At 65.3% G+C, this 21,443-nt stretch carries 20 protein-coding genes; 8 read left to right on the top strand and 12 right to left on the bottom strand.

Annotated elements, in window-relative coordinates; translation table 11 throughout:
- The first annotated feature begins 17 nt into the window (after positions 1–17).
- Positions 18–1,232 (top strand): DegT/DnrJ/EryC1/StrS family aminotransferase, encoded by a 1,215-nt coding sequence (locus E4S58_RS04185; protein ID WP_136635039.1) that lies wholly within the window; start codon positions 18–20, stop codon positions 1,230–1,232.
- Positions 1,233–1,507: 275 nt separating this feature from the next.
- On the opposite strand, the gene E4S58_RS04180 is transcribed toward E4S58_RS04185, so the two are convergent.
- From E4S58_RS04180 to E4S58_RS04155, 6 genes are all read right to left on the bottom strand, one after another.
- Positions 1,508–2,344, bottom strand: coding sequence for a ferredoxin--NADP reductase (locus E4S58_RS04180; protein ID WP_276605900.1), 837 nt, complete (start codon positions 2,342–2,344; stop codon positions 1,508–1,510).
- A 49-nt stretch (positions 2,345–2,393) separates the two neighbouring features.
- Positions 2,394–2,774: a DUF934 domain-containing protein gene (locus tag E4S58_RS04175; protein WP_136635038.1), complete on the bottom strand. Its 381-nt coding sequence runs from the start codon at positions 2,772–2,774 to the stop codon at positions 2,394–2,396.
- Entirely contained in the window at positions 2,771–3,532 is a 762-nt protein-coding gene (locus tag E4S58_RS04170; protein ID WP_136635037.1) for a phosphoadenylyl-sulfate reductase, read from the bottom strand. The genes E4S58_RS04175 and E4S58_RS04170 overlap by 4 nt, the downstream gene beginning before the upstream one ends.
- Positions 3,522–5,195: a nitrite/sulfite reductase gene (locus E4S58_RS04165; RefSeq protein WP_136635036.1), complete on the bottom strand. Its 1,674-nt coding sequence runs from the start codon at positions 5,193–5,195 to the stop codon at positions 3,522–3,524. Before E4S58_RS04165 ends, E4S58_RS04170 begins: the two co-directional genes overlap by 11 nt.
- Positions 5,196–5,276: 81 nt before the next feature.
- Positions 5,277–5,588 carry a DUF2849 domain-containing protein gene (locus E4S58_RS04160; RefSeq protein WP_136635035.1) on the bottom strand — a complete coding sequence of 104 codons (312 nt, stop codon included), beginning with the start codon at positions 5,586–5,588 and terminating at the stop codon, positions 5,277–5,279.
- Complete coding sequence (locus tag E4S58_RS04155) at positions 5,588–6,583, bottom strand: NAD(P)-dependent oxidoreductase (protein WP_136635828.1); 996 nt, start codon at positions 6,581–6,583, stop codon at positions 5,588–5,590. Before E4S58_RS04155 ends, E4S58_RS04160 begins: the two co-directional genes overlap by 1 nt.
- Before the next feature lie 146 nt (positions 6,584–6,729).
- On the opposite strand from E4S58_RS04155, the gene E4S58_RS04150 reads away from it, so the two are divergent.
- Positions 6,730–7,191, top strand: coding sequence for an Lrp/AsnC family transcriptional regulator (locus E4S58_RS04150; protein WP_136635034.1), 462 nt, complete (start codon positions 6,730–6,732; stop codon positions 7,189–7,191).
- Positions 7,192–7,224: 33 nt separating this feature from the next.
- Here the strand turns inward: E4S58_RS04150 and E4S58_RS04145 are convergent, their stop codons facing one another.
- A complete protein-coding gene (locus E4S58_RS04145) occupies positions 7,225–8,100 on the bottom strand; it encodes a translation initiation factor 3 (RefSeq protein WP_136635033.1) in 876 nt (291 codons plus the stop codon).
- A gap of 152 nt (positions 8,101–8,252) precedes the next feature.
- On the opposite strand from E4S58_RS04145, the gene infC reads away from it, so the two are divergent.
- Positions 8,253–8,795 carry a translation initiation factor IF-3 gene (gene infC, locus E4S58_RS04140; RefSeq protein ID WP_136635032.1) on the top strand — a complete coding sequence of 181 codons (543 nt, stop codon included), beginning with the start codon at positions 8,253–8,255 and terminating at the stop codon, positions 8,793–8,795.
- Between the two features lie 63 nt (positions 8,796–8,858).
- On the opposite strand, the gene E4S58_RS04135 is transcribed toward infC, so the two are convergent.
- From E4S58_RS04135 to E4S58_RS04115, 5 genes are all read right to left on the bottom strand, one after another.
- Positions 8,859–9,884, bottom strand: a complete 1,026-nt coding sequence (locus E4S58_RS04135; protein ID WP_136635031.1) for a molybdopterin-binding protein — start codon at positions 9,882–9,884, stop codon at positions 8,859–8,861.
- Between the two features lies 1 nt (position 9,885).
- The gene (locus tag E4S58_RS04130) at positions 9,886–10,854 is read right to left on the bottom strand and encodes an XdhC family protein (RefSeq protein WP_136635030.1); all 969 of its coding nucleotides are present in this window, start codon (positions 10,852–10,854) and stop codon (positions 9,886–9,888) included.
- A gap of 251 nt (positions 10,855–11,105) precedes the next feature.
- A complete protein-coding gene (locus E4S58_RS04125) occupies positions 11,106–12,992 on the bottom strand; it encodes an OmpA family protein (protein ID WP_136635029.1) in 1,887 nt (628 codons plus the stop codon).
- A gap of 96 nt (positions 12,993–13,088) precedes the next feature.
- Positions 13,089–14,348, bottom strand: a complete 1,260-nt coding sequence (locus tag E4S58_RS04120) for a vWA domain-containing protein (protein ID WP_136635028.1) — start codon at positions 14,346–14,348, stop codon at positions 13,089–13,091.
- 108 nt (positions 14,349–14,456) lie between these two features.
- Positions 14,457–15,368, bottom strand: a complete 912-nt coding sequence (locus E4S58_RS04115; protein WP_136635027.1) for an AAA family ATPase — start codon at positions 15,366–15,368, stop codon at positions 14,457–14,459.
- 224 nt (positions 15,369–15,592) lie between these two features.
- Between E4S58_RS04115 and E4S58_RS04110 the strand changes: the two genes are divergently transcribed.
- The 5 genes from E4S58_RS04110 to E4S58_RS04090 are packed head-to-tail and all read left to right on the top strand — an operon-like array spanning position 15,593 to position 21,426.
- The gene (locus tag E4S58_RS04110) at positions 15,593–16,654 is read left to right on the top strand and encodes a glycosyltransferase family 2 protein (protein ID WP_136635026.1); all 1,062 of its coding nucleotides are present in this window, start codon (positions 15,593–15,595) and stop codon (positions 16,652–16,654) included.
- Complete coding sequence (locus E4S58_RS04105; protein ID WP_136635025.1) at positions 16,651–17,295, top strand: sulfotransferase family protein; 645 nt, start codon at positions 16,651–16,653, stop codon at positions 17,293–17,295. The genes E4S58_RS04110 and E4S58_RS04105 overlap by 4 nt, the downstream gene beginning before the upstream one ends.
- Positions 17,292–19,625, top strand: a complete 2,334-nt coding sequence (locus E4S58_RS04100) for a glycosyltransferase family 2 protein (RefSeq protein WP_136635024.1) — start codon at positions 17,292–17,294, stop codon at positions 19,623–19,625. Before E4S58_RS04105 ends, E4S58_RS04100 begins: the two co-directional genes overlap by 4 nt.
- A complete protein-coding gene (locus E4S58_RS04095; RefSeq protein WP_240789453.1) occupies positions 19,622–20,374 on the top strand; it encodes an FkbM family methyltransferase in 753 nt (250 codons plus the stop codon). The genes E4S58_RS04100 and E4S58_RS04095 overlap by 4 nt, the downstream gene beginning before the upstream one ends.
- On the top strand, positions 20,374–21,426 hold the full coding sequence (locus E4S58_RS04090; protein ID WP_136635023.1) for a glycosyltransferase family 2 protein: 1,053 nt from the start codon (positions 20,374–20,376) through the stop codon (positions 21,424–21,426). Before E4S58_RS04095 ends, E4S58_RS04090 begins: the two co-directional genes overlap by 1 nt.
- Positions 21,427–21,443: the final 17 nt, after the last annotated feature.

The following is a 21,443-nucleotide window of genomic DNA, read 5'->3' as shown; positions in this document are numbered from 1 at the left end:
TTCAGGAAAGCCGAAAGATGACTCTTCCGCCGAACGTCTACGATGCAGAGCCCATCCCCGAAGCCGCCCGCGAGGAAATCGAGCGCCTGCTGCAATCCGGGGATCTGTTCCGCTATACGGCCCCCGAAGATGCGCCCGTCACGCTTCTGGAAACCGACTTTGCCGAGATGATGGGCACGCGGTACGCGCTTGCCGTATCCTCTTGTTCCGCCGCGCTTTTCCTGTCGCTCAAGGCGCTTGGCCTGCCGCGTGGCGCGCGCGTGATGATCCCGGCCTTTACCTTTGCCGCGGTCCCGTCGTCGATCGTTCACGCCGATTGCGACGTCGTCCTGTGTGAGTGCGGCGACAATTATCGCATCGATCTTGAGGACTTCCACGCCAAGCTTCCGAACGTTCAGGCGGTCATTATCAGCCACATGCGTGGCCATACCTCTGACATGGACGCGATCATGAAGGCCTGTGACAGCGCAGGCATCCCCGTGATCGAGGATGCGGCGCATTCTCTTGGCACCCTTTGGAATGGCCAGAAAATCGGGACGATCGGCAAGATCGGCTGTTTCTCGTTCCAGTCCTACAAGATGGTCAATTCCGGTGAAGGCGGGATCCTGATCACGGACGATGCCGATGCGGTTGCGCGGGCGATCATCATGTCCGGCGCCTATGAGCACATGTGGAAGAAGCACAAGGCGCGGCATGGAGAGAACTCGAACGACTTGGTCGAGGCGCTGGAACGCTGGCAGAACAAACTGCCGCTCTACAATCTGCGCCTGTCGAACATGAGCGCCGCCATCGCCCGGTCGCAACTGCCCGAACTGGCACGGCGGGTCCGGGACGGACGGCGCAACCACGACCGCGTTGCCGAAATCATCGAACAATCCCCGTGGATTACGGTGCCCGCCAAGCTGGAAGCTGAGGTCCGCGCGCCTGACAGTCTTCAGTTCAATCTTGAGGGTCTCTCGGATGACGAGACCCGCGCATTTCAGGATGCCGCTGCCGCACGGGGCGTGAAAGTCCAGGTTTTCGGCATGTCGACGGACAATGCGCGCGCCTTCTGGAACTGGCAGTTCATCACCGACCTGCCCGAGTTGCCCAAGACTCGCGCCATGCTGCTGCGCGCCTGTGATACCCGCCTTCCGGCCCGTTTGACGGTCGAGCAATGCCAGACGATCGCGCAGGCGCTTGTGGCGGCGGCAGAGGACGTCATGGGGCAGGTCAAAGCCTACGGCACCTGACATCTATCCACTTGTCGAACTTTGAGGGCGGCCTGCGGGTCGCCCTTTTTCATTGACGGGTCGCACTTCATGTCCCGCCTGACCAGCATCAGGGATTTGGCAACCAAGATGACCAAAGTCCTGACGCCGTTCATGTGTTCCCTGACGTGCATCAACGTTGTCTAAACTATAGTTGCCAATGGCTTACCACTCGCGAGGCATCACGTCAGTTGCCCTGACAGCGGGCGTGAAAAAGGGCCCCGAAGGGCCCTAAGCAATGCGCGATTCTGTAACCGTCAGTCGACGAAGGCTTTTTCGACCACGTATTCCTTGGGATCGGAATTCGCGCCTTCGTTCAGACCGAAACCTTCCAGAAGTTCCTTGATCTCAAGGTTGAAGGCCAGGTTGCCGCAGACCATCGCCCGGTCCGTTTCCGGCGCGATCGGGTCGATGCCCAGATCGGCAAAAACCTCGCCCGACCGCATCAGGTCGGTGATGCGACCCATCTTGGGGCTCTCTTCGCGGGTGGTCGTCGGGTAATACCGCAGCTTGGAGAGATTTTCCTCTCCGATCAGCTCCTTGAGCATTTCGTCGTTGCGGATGCTGTCGATCAGTTCCGCGCCGTAGGTCAGCTCTCCGACTTCGCGGCATGTGTGGGTGATGATGACTTCTTCATAGTCCTCGTACGTCTGCGGGTCGCGCAGAAGCGAGGCGAAGGGCGCGAAACCTGTGCCGGTGGCGAAGAACCAGATGCGCTTGCCGGGAAGCAGGGCGTCATGGACCAGCGTGCCCACGGGCTTGGGCCGGAGGATGATTTCATCGCCAACTTCAAGGTGTTGCAGGCGCGAGGTCAGAGGCCCGTCCTGGACCTTGATCGAATAGAACTCAAGCTCTTCGTCCCACGACGGCGAGGCAATGGAATAGGCGCGCAACAGCGGTCGGCCGTTGTCGCCCATCAGGCCGATCATGACGAATTCGCCCGACCGGAACCGAAGCGACGCCGGACGTGTGCAGCGGAACGAGAAAAGTTTGTCGGTCCAGTGCTTTACGAAGGTCACTTTCTGCGCGTCAGGCAGGGTCGGAACCTTGGGTTTTGCGGTATCGGTCAAAAGTGCCTCGGTCATGTCATCCATGGGCTGTCGCAGCCCCCTCTAGCGTTTCGGTCGAAGAAGTGAAAGAGCCTCAGCCCGCGCGGAGCCGCGACTGATAGTCATGGGCCTGCCAGTTGGCACGGGCCAGCCATTGGTCCTCGGGCTGGCGCGCAGCCAGATCGTCCGAGATTTCGACGTCATCAAAGCCGGAGCGGCGGGCCATGGCATACTGATCCGCGATCACATGGCCCGAGGCGCGCAGATGCCCCGAAAACCCCCGGCGGCGCAGTACGTTGGCAATGGTGAACCCGCGCCCGTCGGCAAAGCTTGGAAACTCTACCCGGATCAGTGCGGCGCCCGCGAAATCCACGGTTTCCGGATCCACATCGGACGCAAGATCAAGCACCTGCGCGGTGTCGCTCTGGTCTTGCGCCACGCGCGTAAACCCTTTGTCAGTCACTATGACGGTCATGCGCCGCCTCCTCTCACCATTTTGCCATTCACGAAGTGAATGCCGCATTCGTTCTTGTCTTCGCCGCGCCAGCGGCCGGCCCGCGGATCTTCGCCCGGGGCCACCGGAGAGGTGCAGGGCGCACAGCCGATCGAGGGATAGCCGCGCGCCACCAGCGGATGCTTGGGCAGGCGGTTTTCCTCCATGTAGGCGCGCACGTCGTCGGGCATCCAGTGGGCCAGCGGGTTCACCTTGATCCGGTGCGGTCCGTCAGCTTCGAAGAATTCCAGCGCCGACCGGGTGGAGCTTTGAAAGCGTTTGCGCCCCGTGATCCAGCCGTCGAACTGGTCCAGCGCCTTTTGCAGCGGCCGGGTCTTGCGCAGGTCGCAGCAGGCGTCCGTGTTGAACTGGTGCAGCGTGTCATCCGGATCTTCCTTGGCCAACTCCAAGGGGTTGGCCCGCACGACCCGCAGATCTCTCAGGTGCAGGCGTTCCGCCAGTTCATGCTGATAATCCAGCGTTTCCTGGAACAGCATCTGGGTGTCGATGAACAGCACCGGCGTGGACGGATCGACCATCGCGACCAGGTGCAGCAGCACCACGGATTCGGCCCCGAACGACGACACCAGCGCGATACGCCCGGCTTCGGGGTCGCGCAGGGCGCCCTCCAGCACCGCCGTGGCACCGTGATGTCGATATCGGTCGTTCAGCGCCGCGACCCGTTCCGCCTGTTCCGGCAGCACGGGCGCGCTGAAATCCATTGCGGCTTCAGGCGGCATGGGCTTTGCCTTTCGCATCGTCGTAAAGCGCGGCCTTGAACGGGTCGAGCCCAAGGCGGCGGTAAGCCATCAGGAACGTCTCGTCCGGCCCCTCGCGATGTTCGAGATAGGCGCGCACGATGCGTTCGATGGCATCCGTGATCTCGTCATAGGCAAAGCCCGGGCCGGTCCGCTGGCCGATCGCGGCCTCTTCGGTGCCGTCGCCGCCAAGGGTGATCTGGTAGTTCTCGACCCCTGCCCGATCAAGCCCGAGGATGCCGATGTGGCCGACGTGGTGATGCCCGCAGGCGTTGATGCAGCCCGAGATCTTCAGCTTGAGCGGACCGACATCGTGTTCCAGCTTCAGCTCTTCGAAGCGCGTCGCGATCTCTTGCGCAACCGGGATCGACCGGGCGGTCGCCAGGGCGCAATAGTCCATGCCCGGGCAGGCGATGATGTCCGAGATCAGGCCGACGTTGGCGGTCGCCAGATCAGCCCCGCGCAGGGCGGCGTAGATCGCGGGCAGGTCCGAGACGTGGACATGCGGCAGGATCACGTTCTGTTCGTGGCTGATGCGCAGTTCGTCATGGGCGTAACGTTCGGCGATATCGGCCAGAACGCGCATCTGGTCCGAGGTCGCATCGCCCGGGGTATCCCCATGTTTCTTCAGCGAAACCGTCACGATGGCATAGCCTTCGGCGCGATGGTCCGACAGGTTCGTGTCGGCCCAGGCCCGGAAGGCGGGGTTGGCGTCGCGTTCGGCCTCATAGGCTTCGGTCGGGGCGTTGCGGAAGGCGGGCGGGGCGAAATGCGCCTCGATCTCGCGCAGGATCTCCTGGTCGACGCCGGAAAAGTGCGGCTTGACCTCGGCGAAGCGCGCCTCGACCTTGTCGCGGAAGGTGTCGAGCCCGTTTTCGTGCACGGTGATCTTGATGCGCGCCTTGTACTTGTTGTCGCGGCGGCCGAGCGTGTTGTAGGTGCTGACGATCGCCTCCATGTAGGGCAGCAGGTCCTCGGGCGGCAGGAAATCGCGGATCACCTTGCCGATCATCGGGGTCCGGCCCAGACCCCCGCCGACCAGCACTTCGTAGCCCGGATCGCCCTTGTCGTTGCGGATCATCCGGACGCCGATGTCGTGGGCGCGGGTGACGGCGCGGTCGTTCGGCGACCCGGTCACGGCGAACTTGAACTTGCGCGGCAGGAACTGGAATTCGGGGTGGTCCGTGGACCACTGGCGCAGAAGTTCGGCCACGGGGCGCGGGTCGGCGATCTCGTCTGCCGCGGCACCTGCGAAATGATCGGCGGTCACGTTGCGGATCGTGTTGCCCGAGGTCTGGATGGCGTGCAGCTGCACCTCGCCCAGGGCGTCGAGGATATCCGGAACATCAGGCAATTTCGGCCAGTTGTACTGGATATTTTGCCTGGTGGTGAAATGGCCGTAACCTTTGTCCCACTTGTCGGCGATCATCGCCAGCTGCCGCATCTGGGCCGAGCGCAGGGTGCCATAGGGGATGGCGACGCGCAGCATGTAGGCGTGCAGCTGCAGGTAAAGGCCGTTCATCAGGCGCAGCGGGCGGAATTCGTCTTCGGTCAGCGAGCCGTCGATGCGGCGTTCGACCTGGGCGCGGAACTGGGCGTTACGCTCGGCCAGGAAGGCGGTGTCGAAGTCGTTATAGCGATACATGGTGCGGGTCCTTCCGTGCCCCGGCGCGGGGTCGTCTGGGGTCTGGTGGGTCGTTTGGTCTGGGTGCGGCGGGGTCCGGGATCAGCCTTCGGACAGCGCGTCCGCCTGCTTGCCGTGGTGATAATTCGAGGGGCCGGTGCGGCGGAAATCCTCGCGGAAGTGCGTGGGCGCCGGGCCATTGGTGCCTGCGGACATGTCGGCCAGATAGGCGCCGACGATTTCCGACTGGCGGCGCGAGGCGTCCAGCAGGCGTTCCTCGGCCACGGCCTCATCGGTCAGCAGCTCGGCCTCGGCCAGGTCGCGGGTCCAGCGGTTGTCTTCGGTCAGGTAGACCACGTCGCCTTCAAGAAGGGCGTTCGCGGTGACGACTTTGGGTGTGAAAGCGCGGGGCATCAGGCCTGTTCCTGTCTTTGAAATGCGGGGGCGGCGGGAAGGCCGGGGATCATGGTGACCTGCGTGCCTGCGGCGCGGGTGGCGGCCGCCAGGCTGTCCGAAACCGGACTGCAGGCGAGGTATAGGACGTGCCGCCCGCCCTTCGCCTGCTGCGCCAGAAGCTGCGGCAGCGGCGGAACGGTGGCGGTGTCGTGCAGCGTCAGGAAATCGGCCTCGCGACGGGCGAGTTCAAGGATTTCCGGCGCGATGGCCGCGTCATGCACGACCACGTCGGCTTCGTCGAGCGCCCGGCGTGTTTTCATGACCAACAGGTCGGGATCGTCGGATCCGGTCCAGGCCAGGGTGACACGCGGGGCACGCGCCTGCCCGGCCTGATGGGTTGTCAGCAGCGCCGACAGGGCGACGTCCAGATCGTGGCCCGCAGCTTGCGCCTCGGGGCCGGTGGCATCGAACCAGTCGGCCCAGAAGCGGCGGCGCGCCTCACCGTGGGGCAGAACCTCGGCCCGGTCCCGGAAGGCGGCGGCGGCGGCGGCCAGCGCGCCGGTGGCGACAGGCAGCTGTTCTTCCAGCGCGGCCTTGATCTTGCGGGCCAGAACGGGCGCCGTGCCCTCGGTGCCGATGGCGACGGTCACGGGGGCGCGGTCGACCATGGCGGGCGTGATGAAGTCAGAGGCCTGCAGGTTGTCGACCACGTTGGTCAGAACCCCTGCCCCACGACCGAAGGCGATGGTCCGGGTGTCCAGCGCGTCGTCCTCATCCGCAGCATACAGCAGCGTCGCGCCGTTCAGGTCGCCGCGTTGAAGATCGCGGGCGTGGTGGCGCAGGCGCCCCTGGCGGGCCCATGTCACGATCTCGGGCGCGGCGTCGCGGGCGAAGACCTCGATCCGGGCGGGGGTCTTCATCAGCAGACGCAGCTTTGCAAGTGCGGCGGCACCCCCGCCCGACAGCAGGACACGGGCGTCCGCCATCGCGAGGAAGATCGGGAAATGCTGCATCGGGCTGGCCCTTTCGGTCGTGATTGACACCTTATGAGAATAGGAAATATTCCCGTATTGTCGCCAGTATGCGGCCCAAATAAGGACGAGGTTCCCCGCCATGGAGCGATCCGGACAGGCGTCCTGCGAATGAAGGAAAAATCGGAATGGCAGACCGGCTGGACGAGTTGGACAGGAAAATCCTTTTGCAGCTGCAGAAGGATACAAGCCCCTCGATCGAGGATATCGCGCGTTCCGTGGGGTCTTCGAAGACCCCGGTCTGGAACCGAATCCGCAAAATGCGCGAGCGTGGGCTGATCACCCGGGAGGTCGCGATCCTGGACGCCGACGCCCTTGGATTCGAGGCCTGCTTCTTCGTGCTGATCCGTACGTCCGAACATGATGCGGCGTGGCAGAAGGCCTTCCTCAAGGCGTTGCGCGAACGCGCCGAGGTGCAGGAGGCGCACCGTCTGGCGGGTGACATCGACTATATCCTGAAGGTCCGGGTGCCCAATGCGAAGGCCTATGACGCCTTCTACCAGGCGCTGATTTCCGAGGTGAAGATCCACAACGTCACGGCGCTGTTGTCGATGGAGGAAATCAAGTCCACCACGGCGCTACCCTTGTAAGCGCCGCAGTGGTTGTTTCACGGGATCAGCGGGTTACGCGTCGATCCCCAGAAGCTGCCGCACCTGCGTCAGGATTTCGGAAAGCTTGTCAGGGCTGTCCTGAACCTTCTCGATCCCGGTCTTGAGAAGCGATTTCTGCATGGTGCCAAGATCCGAGGCGTCGATGATCTGACCGACCTTGCCCATGTCGAACCCGTCGACGGTCAGCGCCTCGCCCAGTTCCCCGATCGTCAGGCCGGTCTTTTCGACCAGTGCGGTGATGTCGTCGGGCGTCTCGGCCGATGCCTCGCGCGCGGCCTTGGCGGTTTCGGCAGCCGCTTCGGCGGCGGCCACGGCGACGGATGCCGCTGCGTCGTCGGCCGCGTCCACGGCCGTGGAGGCGACGTCGGCGGCAGCCCCGGCCACGGCGGCGGCAGTGTCGGCGGCAGCCTCGGCCGCGTCGGCACCGGTTTCCGCCGCCTCTTCAGCCGCTTGCGATGCGGCCTCGGTCACATCGGCGACGGCGGTTTCGGTTGCGGCGACGGTCGCGTCGGCGGCAGCGGCGGCGCTTTCGGCGGCGGCATTCGCGGCATTGGCGGCCGCGTCAGACGCCGTGTCAGAGCTTTCGGCCAGCTGTGTGGCGGCCTCTCCGGCGGCTTCGGCGGCGGTTTCAGCCGCGGCGTTGGCGGCGTCAGCTGCGGTTTCGGCGGCGACGGCCGCAGCGGTGGCGGTTTCGGCGGCGGCCTCGCTGACCGTTTCGACAGGCTCTTCGACAGGGGCCTCTTCCGTCTCAGCCAGGGCTTCCGGTGCGGTGATCGGGGCAGTCTCGGTCGCCGCGACCTCGGGTTCGGGCGCCGGGGTACCGCCGATATAGTAGACCGCGCCGACGATCACGATCAGGCTGGCGATCAATCCCAGAATCTTTACCATTGTTCTTGTATCCTCACGGTTGTGCCGTCGCGCCGTCCTGGCGTCCCGGATTGGGGTCTGGCGGAGGAATCGCTGATTTGCCGCTTGAAAGGAAGCCCTTGCAGGACTAGTTTACGCGCTCACGAACCTCAGGCCACAAAAGGACCAGAAAAATAGCTCGCAGACCTCATAACGCGCCGCCGACCCGTGACACCGGCCCCCGCGTAAACGATCGCATCAAATGCCCTGAAATCCGTCTTATCGGCGCTGAAGGTGAAAACCTTGGCGTTGTGACGCCCGAACGGGGGGTTGAGCTGGCCGAGCAGGCCGATCTGGACCTTGTTGAAATCTCTCCGAACGCGACTCCGCCGGTCTGCAAGATCATGGACTTCGGCAAGTTCAAGTACGAGACGCAGAAACGCGAAGCCGAAGCGCGCAAGAACCAGAAGGTCATCGAGGTGAAGGAGGTGAAATTCCGCCCCAACACCGACACGCATGACTATGACGTCAAGATGCGCAACGTCTTCAAGTTTCTGGAAAACGGCGACAAGGTGAAGGTCACCCTGCGGTTCCGGGGGCGCGAGATGGCGCACCAGAACCTGGGCCGCGAACTGCTGGAACGTGTTGCGGAAGACGTCAAGGAAATCGGCAAGATCGAGAACATGCCGAAGATGGAAGGCCGCCAGATGGTCATGATGATCGGTCCGGTGAAATAGACCCCTCTCCATTTCTGAACGATTGCGGCCCTGCGGGGCCGCTTTTCGTTTCTCGCCATGACATCAGGTGGTTGGCTTGCGCCCTGCCCGAGGCTGCGGCCGCGTCGGGATTTCCTTCAGCAGGCCACCGACACCCATCCTGGCAACATCCGTCGCGGTGACGGCTATTCCGCAGGCCACGCGCGACAGCACCCAGTCAGCCCCGTTCAGCGCCGGGGACCGCGCGCACCCCGGCAGGCCGATCACGGGACGGCCATGAAGATCCCCCAAAAACAGCAGGTTGCCGGGATCTACGGGCATCCCGAACCGCTCGACCCGCCCGCCGGCATCGCGCAGCGCCTGCGGCGCCACGTCATGCGGATCCGAGGTGGCCGAGCCGGTCAGGATCAGCGTCAGCTCGCTGTCGTCCGACGCCTGCAGGGCCGTCCGGATATCCGCCTGACGATGCGGGACGGTCGTAATCTGCGCCAGCGTCATGCCAAGCGCGGTCAGCCGGTCCTCGATCGCCCTGACGCCTTTTTCCCCTGCCCCGCCGGGGATTTCCGTCACGATCAGGCGCGCGGTCTTGAGACGCGGCGGCACCACCCGGATCACGGGGCCGACCACGGGGCCGACCTTCAGCAGGCGCTCGGCCTCGGCCACGGTGGCCTCTGGCACGGCGTAGGAGATGACCTTGATCGTCGCGACCATGCCGCCCTTGGCCATCTGCTGCATGTCGGGCACGGTCGCGACCGTCAGCATCGGATCGATCAGGTTCAGCGCGTGGAACACCGCCGGATCCAGCCGGACCACGCCGGGGCCGGTCGCGATCAGGTTGACGCGGCCGGTAAAGGGCTTGGTCAGGCGCAGGTTCGCAGCCTCAGGGTCGGGCACCATGGCCGCGGCAAAGCGGGCGGCGGCGGCGTCTTCGCCCACGTCCCCGGGGTCGAGGCGGGCGCAGATGACCTCTTCGATGCCCTGCGCGGCCATTTCGGACAGATGCGTGGCACTCAGGGCCTGTCCCTTGCGCAGCCGCCCCGACGGCAGGCTGACGGAATGGGCCAGGATGGCGCCGGTAGCGTCGCCCAGGGGGACCGGACCGAAGCGCATCCTAGCTGCCCTTGCGCAGGACCTTCGTCACCTCGGCGATGACCGAGATGGCGATTTCGGCCGGACCGGCGGATCCGATATCAAGACCGACGGGGGCGTGGATCCGGGCGATCTCTGCTTGGGTAAATCCCTTTGATGTCAGTCGCTCCACCCGTTTCGCATGGGTCCGGGTCGACCCAAGTGCCCCGATGTAGAAGGCGCCCGATCGCAGGCCCAGCTCCAGCGCCGGATCGTCGATCTTGGGGTCGTGGGTCAGCAGGACCAGGGCCGTGCGGGTATCGAGCGGACGCTGCGCGAGGGCCGCGTCGGGATAGTCGTCGATGATCTCTTCACCCGGAAACCGGCTTTCGGCGGCGAAGGCGGGGCGCGGGTCGATGATCAGCGGATCGTAGCCCGCGATCCGCGCCATGGGCACCAGCGCCTGGGCAATGTGCACCGCGCCGACGATGGTCATGCGCAGCGGCGGGTTGTGGATGGCCACGAAGGTCATGCCGTCCTCTTCGAAACCGGACCGGTCGGCGCGGAAGCGGTCGGGGAAGGCGTCGGCGTCGGCGGTGCGGGCCGACCAGTCGGCGGTGTTCACCACGTGGGCCACCGGGGTGCGGGCCGCGCGCGCATCGCACAGCGCCTCTAGCGTCGGCACCTCGATTCCATGCTCGAAACCAACGGGTTGCAGCAGGATACGGATGGTGCCGCCACAGGCCAGACCGACGGCGAAAGCGTCGTCGTCGGATACGCCATAGGTCAGCACGGTGCTTTTTCCCGTTTCAAGCGCGTCGAAGGCTTCGGTCACCACCGCGCCCTCGACGCAGCCGCCGGACACCGACCCGGCAAGATCACCGTCACCCGACACGGCCAGCATCGCGCCCACGCGGCGCGGCGCGCTGCCCCAGGTTTCGACCACCGTGGCCAAGGCGGCGCCCTTGCCAGCACGATGCCATTCAAGCGCCTGTTCGGGTATGCGATCCATCGGAAATCTCCCTCTCGTCGCGGCGATCCTTGCAGATAATCCGCGCGGCCCCAAGGGCGACATTGGCATCATTTGGCCGGTTCGGGGCGATCACATGATCGGGATCAAGGAGTTCTTTATTCTTTGATGTAAATGTTCGGCACGGCCCCTGCTTCACCAGATTCGAGGCACCTTATCCCCAATCGGGGCCGCAATGAGGCCGGACAGGTTTACCCTGCCCGGCCCTTTATTCACGCGCAGCGTGGTGCCGATCAGTTGCCCGTCAGAAGCGGGGTGATGCGGCGCACGGCGGCACGGCGATTTTCGCGTTCAGCCATCGCGGTGCGGACCTTGAGATCCGATTCGCCATAGCCCTGCACCACCATGTTTTCCGGCGGGACCTCGAAGTATTCGGTCAGGGCAAGGGCCACCGATTCCGCGCGACGGTCCGAGAGCGCCAGGTTGTAGCTGGCCGAACCGACGGCATCGGTGTGACCTTCGATCAGGAAGACCTCACCGGGGTTTTCGGCGATGCGCTGACGCATCAGCGTACCCAGCTGGGCCAGTTCCTCGGCCTCGGCCGGGCGAATGGTGGACGACCCGGTCTCGAAGGTGATGTTGTCCACGTCGATCTCCGGCACCAGTCCACGCACGGCGGTGATGTTACGCACCTGGCTCAGCGAGAAGCGGCGGTCGACCTCCTGCGGCAGCTTGGCGGCAAGCGCCGCGCGCAGTTCGTCTTCCTGCGCCTGCTGGATGTTGATCGAATTGCGCGTCTTGGTCACCTGCGGAAGCTTGTTGACCTCGACCTGCTGCGCGACCTGCGTGTCGTCAAAGAGAACAACACGGGTGCCATCGGTCAGCACGCGGGTGCGGCGCAGGACCGTGCCGTCGGCGGCGCGGATCGTTTCGATCTGCGTGCCGTCGTTGCGGGTGGCAACCGTGCGGGTCGAGCCGTCGTCAAAGGCATAGGTCTTCACGTCAGTGCCCGGCTGGAACATCAGAACATCATCGTTCTTCAACACCTTGTAGCTGCCGTCGGACTGCTGAACGACCACGCGGTCGCCCGAGTTCGACACCACCTCGGAGCCGTTCTTCAGGATCTGACCCACGGCGAGCGCGCCCAGACCGAAGAGGGCAACGCGGCCCAGTTCGTCCAGACCGCTGGACTTCGGCGCAGCCGTATTGGCGGCCGGAGCGGCGGTGGTCGAAGCGGCGCTGGTCGCGAATTCCTCGGACGAGGAGCGCGAAGTTTCCTCGGTCACCGTCTGTTCGACAACCTCTGCGTCGGCGTCGGCGTCAGCCGTGGCCGCCATCGACGTCGTCTGCGCTTCGGCAGCCGCAGCTTCGGAGGCCGCCTGGCGGGCTGCCTGTTCCTCGGCGCTTTCGTTGGTCAGAGCATCAAGCTTGGACTTCAGGTCGTCGACCTCGGCCTGCAGCTTTTCGGTGCCGGTGGCCTCGGTTTCAGCCGTCACCGTTGCGTCAGCATCGGTAGAGGCTTCGGCAGCGGGGGCTTCTGCGGTGGCGGGTGCCTCGGTGGTTTCAACCTGCGTCTCGGTCGATTCCGTCACGGGCTCTTGGGTGACGGGTTCGTCGGCCGGCGCTTCTGCGCTTTCGGTCGCGGGTTCTTCGGCAGGCGCAGCTTCGACCGGGGCTTCTGTCGTCTCGACCGCCTCGGGCTGCGCGTCCTCTGCCGGGGCTTCGGCGGCCTCGGTCGGCTGTTCCTCGGTCGGGGCGGCAGTCGCCTCGACCTGGGTTTCAGTCGTGGTTTCGGTCGTCGTCACCGGCGTATCGGTCGCGGCACCGGCTTCGGCCTGAGCCTCGGCGGCGGGCGCTTCGACGGCCGGGGCTTCGGCTTCGGCAGCGGCTTCGCCGTCACCGGTCAGGTTGTCGATCGCGTCGGTGGCGGCCCCGACGGCGCGGTCCAGCAGGCTCTCTTCCTCTGCCGGGGCTTCCTCGGCAGCTTCGGTCGCGGCCTGGGCCTGTTGCTGGGCGTATTGCTCGCGCAGCACCTCAAGCTCGGCTTCGGTCATACCCGTGGTATCGACGTCCAGCGCGGCCTCCAGTTCGGCGGCGGTCTGGGCCATTGTCACTGTCGGCAACGCGAGGCTGAGGCTCAGCACGATCGCCGTGGTAGATTTGAGAAACGTGTTGGTCATGGTCTCGTCCTTTCTGACCCGCATTCAAGCGGGATTTGGAGAGCCAACGCCGGACAGGCAATAAAAGTTCGATGTTATCGGATAGCAGACGCGTTTTCAGCGGTTTAGCATGGCCATCAGGCGGGCTTTCTCGCCCTGGTCCTCGGGCCTCGACAGCGCATCGGCCAGATCTTCGATCGACGCGATCGAATGGCCGGCGCGGAAACTGTCGACATGGGGCAGCATTGCCGCGATTCCGCGCGCCTTCGGGGCAAAGCCGTCCCACCTGAGCAGCGGATTCAGCCAGATCAGACGCCGCGCGGACAGGTGCAAGCGCTGCATTTCATGCGCCAGCGCGGCAGGTTCGCCCCGGTCAAGGCCGTCGGTGATCAGCAACACAACCGCCCCCTGCCCCATGACACGGCGCGACCAGTCGCGGTTGAAATCGTGCAGGCAGGCGCCGATCCGGGTGCCGCCTTCCCAGTCCTGCGCTTCGGCGCCGGCTGCGGCCAGCGCCTGGTCGACATCGCGGTTGGCCAGGTGGCGGGTGATATTGGTCAGGCGCGTGCCGAAGGTGAAGGCATGCACCCTGGCCCAGCCCGCGCCCTTTTCGTTGGCCACGGCGTGCAGGAAATGCAGCACCATGCGGCTGTACTGCGACATCGAGCCCGAAATATCGCAAAGCGTGACAAGCGCGGGCCAGCGGGTGCGTGGGGTGACGCGGGCAAGATCGCGGATCTCTCCGCCATGGCGCATGGCCATGCGCAGGGTTTTCGCCGCGTCGATCCGCGCCCCATGCGGCGCGACCTTGCGGCGGCGGGTCGGCATGGGTTTCACGGGCAGGGACAGCTGTGCCAGCATCCGCTTCGCGCGGGCGACTTCTTCGGTCGACATCTGTTCGAAATCGAGCGTCCGCAGGCGTTCTTCTTCTGACATGGTCAGCGCGGCGTCGATCTCGATCTGCGTTTCCTCGCCGCTTTCTTCCTGCTCTGGCAGATCGGGCGCCTCGGCCCCGTCCAGCAGCGCCTCGGCGGCGCGCTTTTCGGCGGCCTCCGCCACGCGGTCTTCCTGCACGCCGCGGATGGCGGGCAGCATCATCGCCATCATGTGTTCCATGTAGCGCGGGTCGCGCCAATACAGCCGGAAGAGCTGTGCAAAGATCTGGCGATGCTGCGGCCGGGTGACAAAGCAGGCGTGCAGCGTCCAGTAGAAATCGCGCTTGTCGGTGAAGCCCACGGCCTCGACCGCACGGATGGCGTCAAGCGTGCGGCCGGGACCGATCGGCAGGCCCGCCTTGCGCAGGGCGCGGGCGAAATGGGTGATGTTGTCGGCCAGGCGCGGGTTGTCCGGCAGGTCCAGGTCGGGAAGCTCAGCCATGGCGGGCCCCGTCGCGCAAGGGGGCTGTCTGCCCCCTGCCGCCCCATGCGGGGCATGGGACGGCCACCCCCGAGGATATATGAACCAGAGGAAGCAGGGGACCGGACCTTATTGGGCGGGCGCCAGGGTGGCGCGGGCCTCGTCCAGCAGGCGCTTGGCCTCGGAGCCTTCGAGCCTGGCGATGTCGTCCTGGTATTTCAGGATCGCGCCAAGAGTGTCGGCGATGGTCTGGGGCGACAGTTCGATCACATCGAGCGCCAGCAGGCATTTCGCCCAGTCGATGGTTTCCGCGACGCCCGGTTTCTTGAAGATGTCCTCGGTCCGCAGGCGCTGGACGAAGGCGACGATTTCGCGGCTCAGCGCCTCGGAGGCCTCGGGCGCGCGGGCGGTCAGGATCTCCATCTCGCGGGCGAAGTCGGGATAGTCGACCCAGTGATAGAGGCAACGGCGTTTCAAGGCGTCGTGGACTTCGCGGGTGCGGTTCGAGGTGACGATGACAATGGGCGGCTCGGGCGCGCGGATCGTGCCCAGCTCGGGGATGGTGACCTGAAAATCCGACAGCGCCTCGAGCAGGAAGGCTTCGAAGGGTTCATCGGTACGGTCAAGCTCGTCGATCAGCAGGACCGGCGGGCCTTCGGGCTGCGGGCGCATGGCCTGCAGGAGGGGGCGTTCGGTCAGGTAGTCGGGGCTGAAGAGTTCTGCCTGCAGGGCATCGCGGTCGGCGCCACCTGCGGCTTCGGCTGTGCGGATCGCGACCATCTGCGCCGGGAAGTTCCATTCGTAGACGGCCGAGGAGGCATCGAGCCCCTCGTAACATTGCAGCCTGATCAGGCGGCGGCCCAGGGCGGCGGCGATGGCCTTGGCGATCTCGGTCTTGCCGGTGCCCGGCTCTCCCTCCAGGAACAGCGGCTTGCCAAGACGCAGGGCAAGGAAAACGACCGTCGCAAGCGCCCTGCCGGCGACATAATTCTGCCCCGCAAGCATGGTCTGCACATCGTCGATCGTCTTGGGTGTGGTCATGGTCAGCCTCCTGCTTGGGGAAGAACTGCATGGCAGACCCGCGTGGTCAAGGTCGGCGAAGGTCGTAGGTGCGTACGGTGCCCTGCCCCCCAAGTTGACGGAAGGTCGGGCAAATGCGAAACTCCGGCCAGCAAACAAGGATGTTCCGGGCAGCGGCCACGGCACACGACAGAGCAGAGATCCGGGGCGATGCCACAGGTAACCCGACCGGCGGAGGCGACGTGATGCGCATCACCGCCGTCACATGCGTGAAGAACGAAGGCCCGTTCCTGATCGAATGGATCGCCTTCAACCGCGTCGTCGGCGTGACCGATTTCCTGTTCTATTCCAACGATTGCACCGATGCGACCGACCGGCTTCTGGATGCGCTGGCGGTGCAGGGTGTCGTGCGGCACCTGCCCAACCCCGCACAGGGGCGGAATTACCAGATGGAGGCGCTCAAGGCGTCGCGCCGCGAAGATATCGTGACCGGGGCCGACTGGGTCTGGATCGCGGATGTCGACGAATTCCTCAACATCCACGTCGGCGATCACACGATCCCCGGGCTGATCGCGGCAAGCGGCGATCCGCAGGCGATATCGGTGAATTTCCAGTTCTTCGCCAATGCCGGCGTGGAAGGCTACGAAGATCGGCCGGTGATCGAACAGTTCACCCGGTCGCATAATCCCGACATCTGGTGCGGTGAATTCGCGATCGAGGTCAAAAGCCTGATCCGAAAGGATTTCCCGCTGCAATACTATGGCGCGCACCGCCCCTTCTTCAACGTCAAGAAGGTTGGCAAGGCGCGGCCCAAGTGGACCGACGGCTCGGGGCGACCGGTGCCGCCAAAGTTCCTGATCGCGGCCAATGCGCGGCGCATCCGCAAGTTTCCGGCCGCCGGGGCGCGGCGGTTCGCGACGCTCAACCACTATGCGCTGCGCTCGCTCGACAGCTACCTGGTCAAGAACGACCGGGGCGACGTGAACCGCGAACACCGCGCCTTCGACGATACCTATTGGCGCGAACGCAACGACATGGCGCATGAGGACCGGTCGATCCTGCGCTACCTGCCCGCGCTGAGGACCGAGATGGATCGGCTGAAGGCGCTGCCCGGCATCGCCGCGCTGCACGAGGAGGCCTGCGCGCTGCACCGCGCGCGGCGCGACGCGCTGCTGGCCCAGCCCGACTATCGTGCGATGAAGGATCACCTGAAAGGCGCGGGTGTCCTGTGCCCCGAAGAAGAGGCGCTTCTGACCTCGCTTGGCCTGCCCCTGCCCCCATCCCCCTATTCGGAGGTCGCCCGATGACCCGCCTGCGTGTCGTGAACCTTGGCCTGCCGAAATCCGGCACCACCACCGTGCGGCAGGCGCTCGAGGCCTCGGGGCTGCGCATGGTCGATCACAAGATCCACAAGGCGCTGACCAGCCGCGCCGACATCGCCGGGGATTACGTCGGATATGTCATGTACGACAGCTATTTCGCGACCGGCGATCCCTTGGCGAAGCTTGAGGAGTTCGACGGGTTCGGCGAAATCTCGGTCCTGCGGGCGGGGCGGCCTGCCTATCCTCAGATGGACGCGGCGGTGATCGAGGCCATCGCGCGGCATCATCCCGGCGTGCGCTTCGTGGCAAGCTGGCGCGATCCGGCGGCGCTGTCGAATTCCATGCTCAAATGGAACAACCTTGTTGCCCGGATCACCCGCAATTCGGTGCCCGGCCTGCCCGTGGGCTATGGCGAAAAGGATCACGAACGGATCGCCTGGATCGAGGCGCATTACAATTTCCTCGACACGATCTTCGGCGGGGACGAGATCTTTTGCCGCGTCGATGTCGCCGACGAAGACGCGCCCCGCCTGCTGGGCCGCCACATCGGACGCGACATCGGCTGGTGGGGCATGGCGAACAAGAACCACGCGGACGACGAAGACGACGACTCGGACGCGGCATGAAGATCCACCTGCACATCGGGCTTGAGGGCTGCGGCATCCTGCGCCTTCAGGATGTCCTGTCGGACAAGCGATCCCAGCTGGAAGGCAAGGGCGTGCTGTTTCCGCGCGGACCGGGCCCCAAGAACCACACGCGCCTGTTCATGGCGGTGACGGATCCTGACCGCCCCGACCCGCTTCGGGCGGCGCGGGGCTTTGCTGATCCGGACCGGCAGGCGGGGTTGTACGACCAGGTGGCAGACGGGCTGATGCGCGACGTGGCACGGGCCAAGCCGGACGTGTTGATCCTGTCGGCGGCGCAGCTGGGTGTCGGGCTGTCGCAGGTGTCAGAACTAAAGCGCCTGCGGGACATGCTGCGCCCGCTGTCCGATGACATCACCGTGACCGCGCACCTTGACCGGCCCGAACGGTTGCTGGCGTGGAATTATGCCGCCAACGTCTTCGAAGGGCGCGCACGGGGGCTGGACCTGGAAATCGGGCTGCTGCGCCAGCGCGACTGGTGGCAGGCCTGCCTGGCCACGACGCCGCCTGCCAAGCCCGACCTCGGGATCTTTCCGCATGTGCAGGGGCCGGCCTTCTGGCTGGATTACCAGGCGCTTGTCGCTTTCTGGGAAGGCACCTTTGGCCCGGGGTCCGTCCGTCTGCGCCGCTATGACCCTGCCCGCTGGTCCGCGCCCGAGGTGACCGAGGAATTGCGCGAGGCCTTCGATATCGACCAGCAGATCGGCAAGGCCGATCCCTGGGTGCCGCCCGCCGCGCCCTCGGCCGAATGGCTGGCCCGCGCGCGCGAATTGAACGGGCTGCTGGTGCGGCTTCTGGGGCTGGGCCAGCATCGCGTTCCACGGCCGCTCTGGCGGAAGTTCATCGAAGAGATCCGTATCGGCGGCACCCCCATCGACCCCGAGGGGCTGGCCTTTGTCGCCCAACGCTTTGCCCCCGGCCTGACCGCCCTGTCGCAGGCGCACCCCGGGCTCGATCTTGCGCCCGGCCCCTTGCCCCCCGGCCGACATGGCTGGGGCGAACCGGCGCCTCACATGGGATTTCGCGCCTCGCAATATCTGCTGGCCTGGATGTGGCGCATCGACCGCGCCACTGCCGAGGCCGCCAAAGGCGATGCCGCCCCGGATGAGGGGGACGAGGCCGACGGCATCAGCCCAGAGGCCCGGAAGATCATGTCGCCGCTTGCGGTCGAGAAATTCGCGTCCCTGCAGGGATCGCCCTTCAAGCCGCACAATCGCCTGGGTCGCGTCAACGAAGAAGACCCGGCCGCCCCCTTCACCCCCGCCCCGCCGCGCAGCCTGCCGCCGGGCAGCACCGGCCGCGTCATCGTCGGCTGCATGAAGAACGAGGCGCCCTATATCCTTGAATGGGTCGCCTATCACCGCGCCATCGGCTTCGACACCTTCCTGATCTACACCAACGGCTGCACCGACGGCACGGACCAGATCCTCAAGCGGCTGGATGCCATGGGGGTCGTGCATCACCGCGACAACGATCACTGGACGGGCCAGTCGCCGCAACAATTCGCGCTGGACGCCGCCCTGGACGAAGACGTCATCCGCAATGCCGAATGGATCGCGCATATCGACGTCGACGAATTCGTCAACGTGCGCTGCGGCAACGGCACGCTGGACGACTTCTTTGCCCATGCGCCCGAGGCCACGAATGTCGCGATGACATGGCGGCTGTTCGGGCACGGCGGGGTGACGGATCTGGCCGACCGCCCGGTGATCGAACAGTTCACCGCCTGCGCCCCGAAATTCTGCCCCAAGCCGCACACAGCCTGGGGCTTCAAGACCCTGTTCCGCAACATCGGCGCCTATGAAAAGCTGTCCTGCCACCGGCCCAACAAGCTGGTCGAGGACAAGGCGAAACAGGTGATGTGGGTCAATGGCAACGGCGCCGTGACCACGAAAGAGATGATCAAGAACGGCTGGCGAAGCTCTAAAAATTCGATCGGGTATGACCTGCTGCAGCTGAACCACTATGCCCTGCGCTCGGCCGACAGCTATCTGATCAAGCGCCAGCGCGGCCGGGCGCTGCATGTCGACCGGTCGATCGGGCTGAACTACTGGATCCGGATGGACTGGGGCGATCATACCGACGTGACCATCCAGCGGAACCTGCCGCGCCTGCGGGCCGAGATGGCGCGGCTTTCGGCCGACGCCGAGCTGCGGGCGCTGCACGAGCAGGGGTTTGCCTGGCACCGCGCCAAGGCCGCCGAATTGCACGCGGACCCCGACTTTCAGCAGCTTTATGACCAGGCCCTGTCGGTCCGTCTGAATGAAACCGAGCGGGTTGCCTATGCCCTGGCGCAGGATCTTGAAACATGACCGCCCCAGTCGATCATTCCGACCGCTTCCCCGGATCCTCCGACCCCGAGATGCGCGCGACCCTGGCCCGGAAGGGCCAGCCCGCGCATATCACCAGCCACGGCGTGCAGTTCCCGACCGACCTGCCGCCGATGGTGCACAAGACCCGACGCCTGCTGGCCGAGGACGGCTACGAGGAAAAGGAAAGCGCCGCCGCCCTGCGGATCGTGAAAGCCGGCGACCGGGTGGTCGAACTGGGGGCGGGCATGGGGTACATGTCCTCGATCGTGTCCAAGAACTGCGCGCCCGCCGAGGTCCACGCCTTTGAAGCCAACCCGGCCCTTATCCCCTGCATCCGCCGCGTGCATTCGGAAAACGGCATCACCTGCGCCACCCTGCACCACGCCCTGCTGGGCCCCGAGGCGGGCGAGGCCGATTTCTACGTCCGCCGGAACTTTGTCGAATCCTCGATGCTGCCCGACCCGGCCGAGAGCGTCGTGAGCCGCCACAAGGTGCCCGTCCGCCCCGCGCGCGCCACCATCGCGGCGCTCGCCCCGGACGTTCTGATCTGCGATATCGAAGGGGCCGAGCTGATGGTTCTGCCGCTGCTCGACCTGTCGCGCCTGCGCGCCGCGATCGTCGAACTGCACCCCCAGTACATCGGCCTGCCCGGCGTCCAGGTGATCTTCGACGCGATGAACGCGGGCGGGCTGATCTACAATCCGCGCCGGTCCAACGGCAAGGTCGTCACCTTCTCGAGGCCCCAGTGATGCGTTTTCTGGCCGTATTGACCGTGCGCAACGAAGGCGCCTTCCTGCTGGAATGGCTGGCCCATCACCGCGCCTGCGGGTTCACCGATTTCCTTGTGTTTTCCAACGATTGCCAGGATGGCACCGACACCATGCTGGACCGGTTGCAGGACATTGGCCTGCTGACCCACGTGCGCAACGACGGCCCCTATGACAAGGGCGGCATCCAGTTCACCGCCTACAAGCAGGCCGATGCCATGCAGATCGTCAAGCAGGCCGACTGGATCGCCACGCTGGACGTCGACGAATTCGTCAATGTCCATGTCGGTGACCGCACCCTGCCCGCGTTGATCGACCGGCTGGAGTGGGCCGATGCCATCACGCTGACCTGGCGGCTTTTCGGCTGCAACGGTCAGGCGCGCTATCACGACCGGCCGGTGACCCAGACCTTCACCAAGGCCGCGCCCGTGGTGATGTACTGGCCCTGGCGGTCGGCGATGTTCAAGACGCTTTATCGCAACGACGGCACCTACGCGAAGCTCGGGGTGCATCGGCCCCGGTCGCCGGATGCCGACAGGATCACGCGTGTCAGGTGGGCCGATGGTGAAGGCCGCGAGCTGGACGAGAAATTCCGCACCACGCGGATCTTCTCGAATTACGGGCGCCCGAATTATGGGCTGGTGCAGCTGAACCATTATCCGCTTGGGTCGATGGAAAGCTACATCCTCAAGGCCGCGCGCGGACGGGCCGTGCATTCGGACCACATGCTGGGCGTCGATTACTGGGTCGAACGGAACTTCAACCAGGAGGAAGACGTTACGATCCAGCATCTTGCACCGGGCATGTCGGCCGAACTGGAAGGATTGAAGGCCGACCCGCAGCTGCAGGACCTGCACGAGGCCGCCGTAAGATGGCGCCACGCGCAGTTCGAAGAGCTGATGAAACAGGAACCTTACCGGGCGTTGTTCGGTCGCTTGCTCATGACTCCGCCGACGCGCGCACTGCCGTTGAACGAAGCGCGGTTTCTGGTAGGTTATGCCAACCTTGGCCGCCGGGCTGACGCGCCAGGATAACCACCCATTCGCCCCCG

The organism is Pseudooceanicola onchidii (assembly GCF_004959925.1).
GTDB classification, from domain to species: domain Bacteria; phylum Pseudomonadota; class Alphaproteobacteria; order Rhodobacterales; family Rhodobacteraceae; genus Pseudooceanicola; species Pseudooceanicola onchidii.
This window is presented reverse-complemented; position numbering and strand designations above follow the sequence as displayed.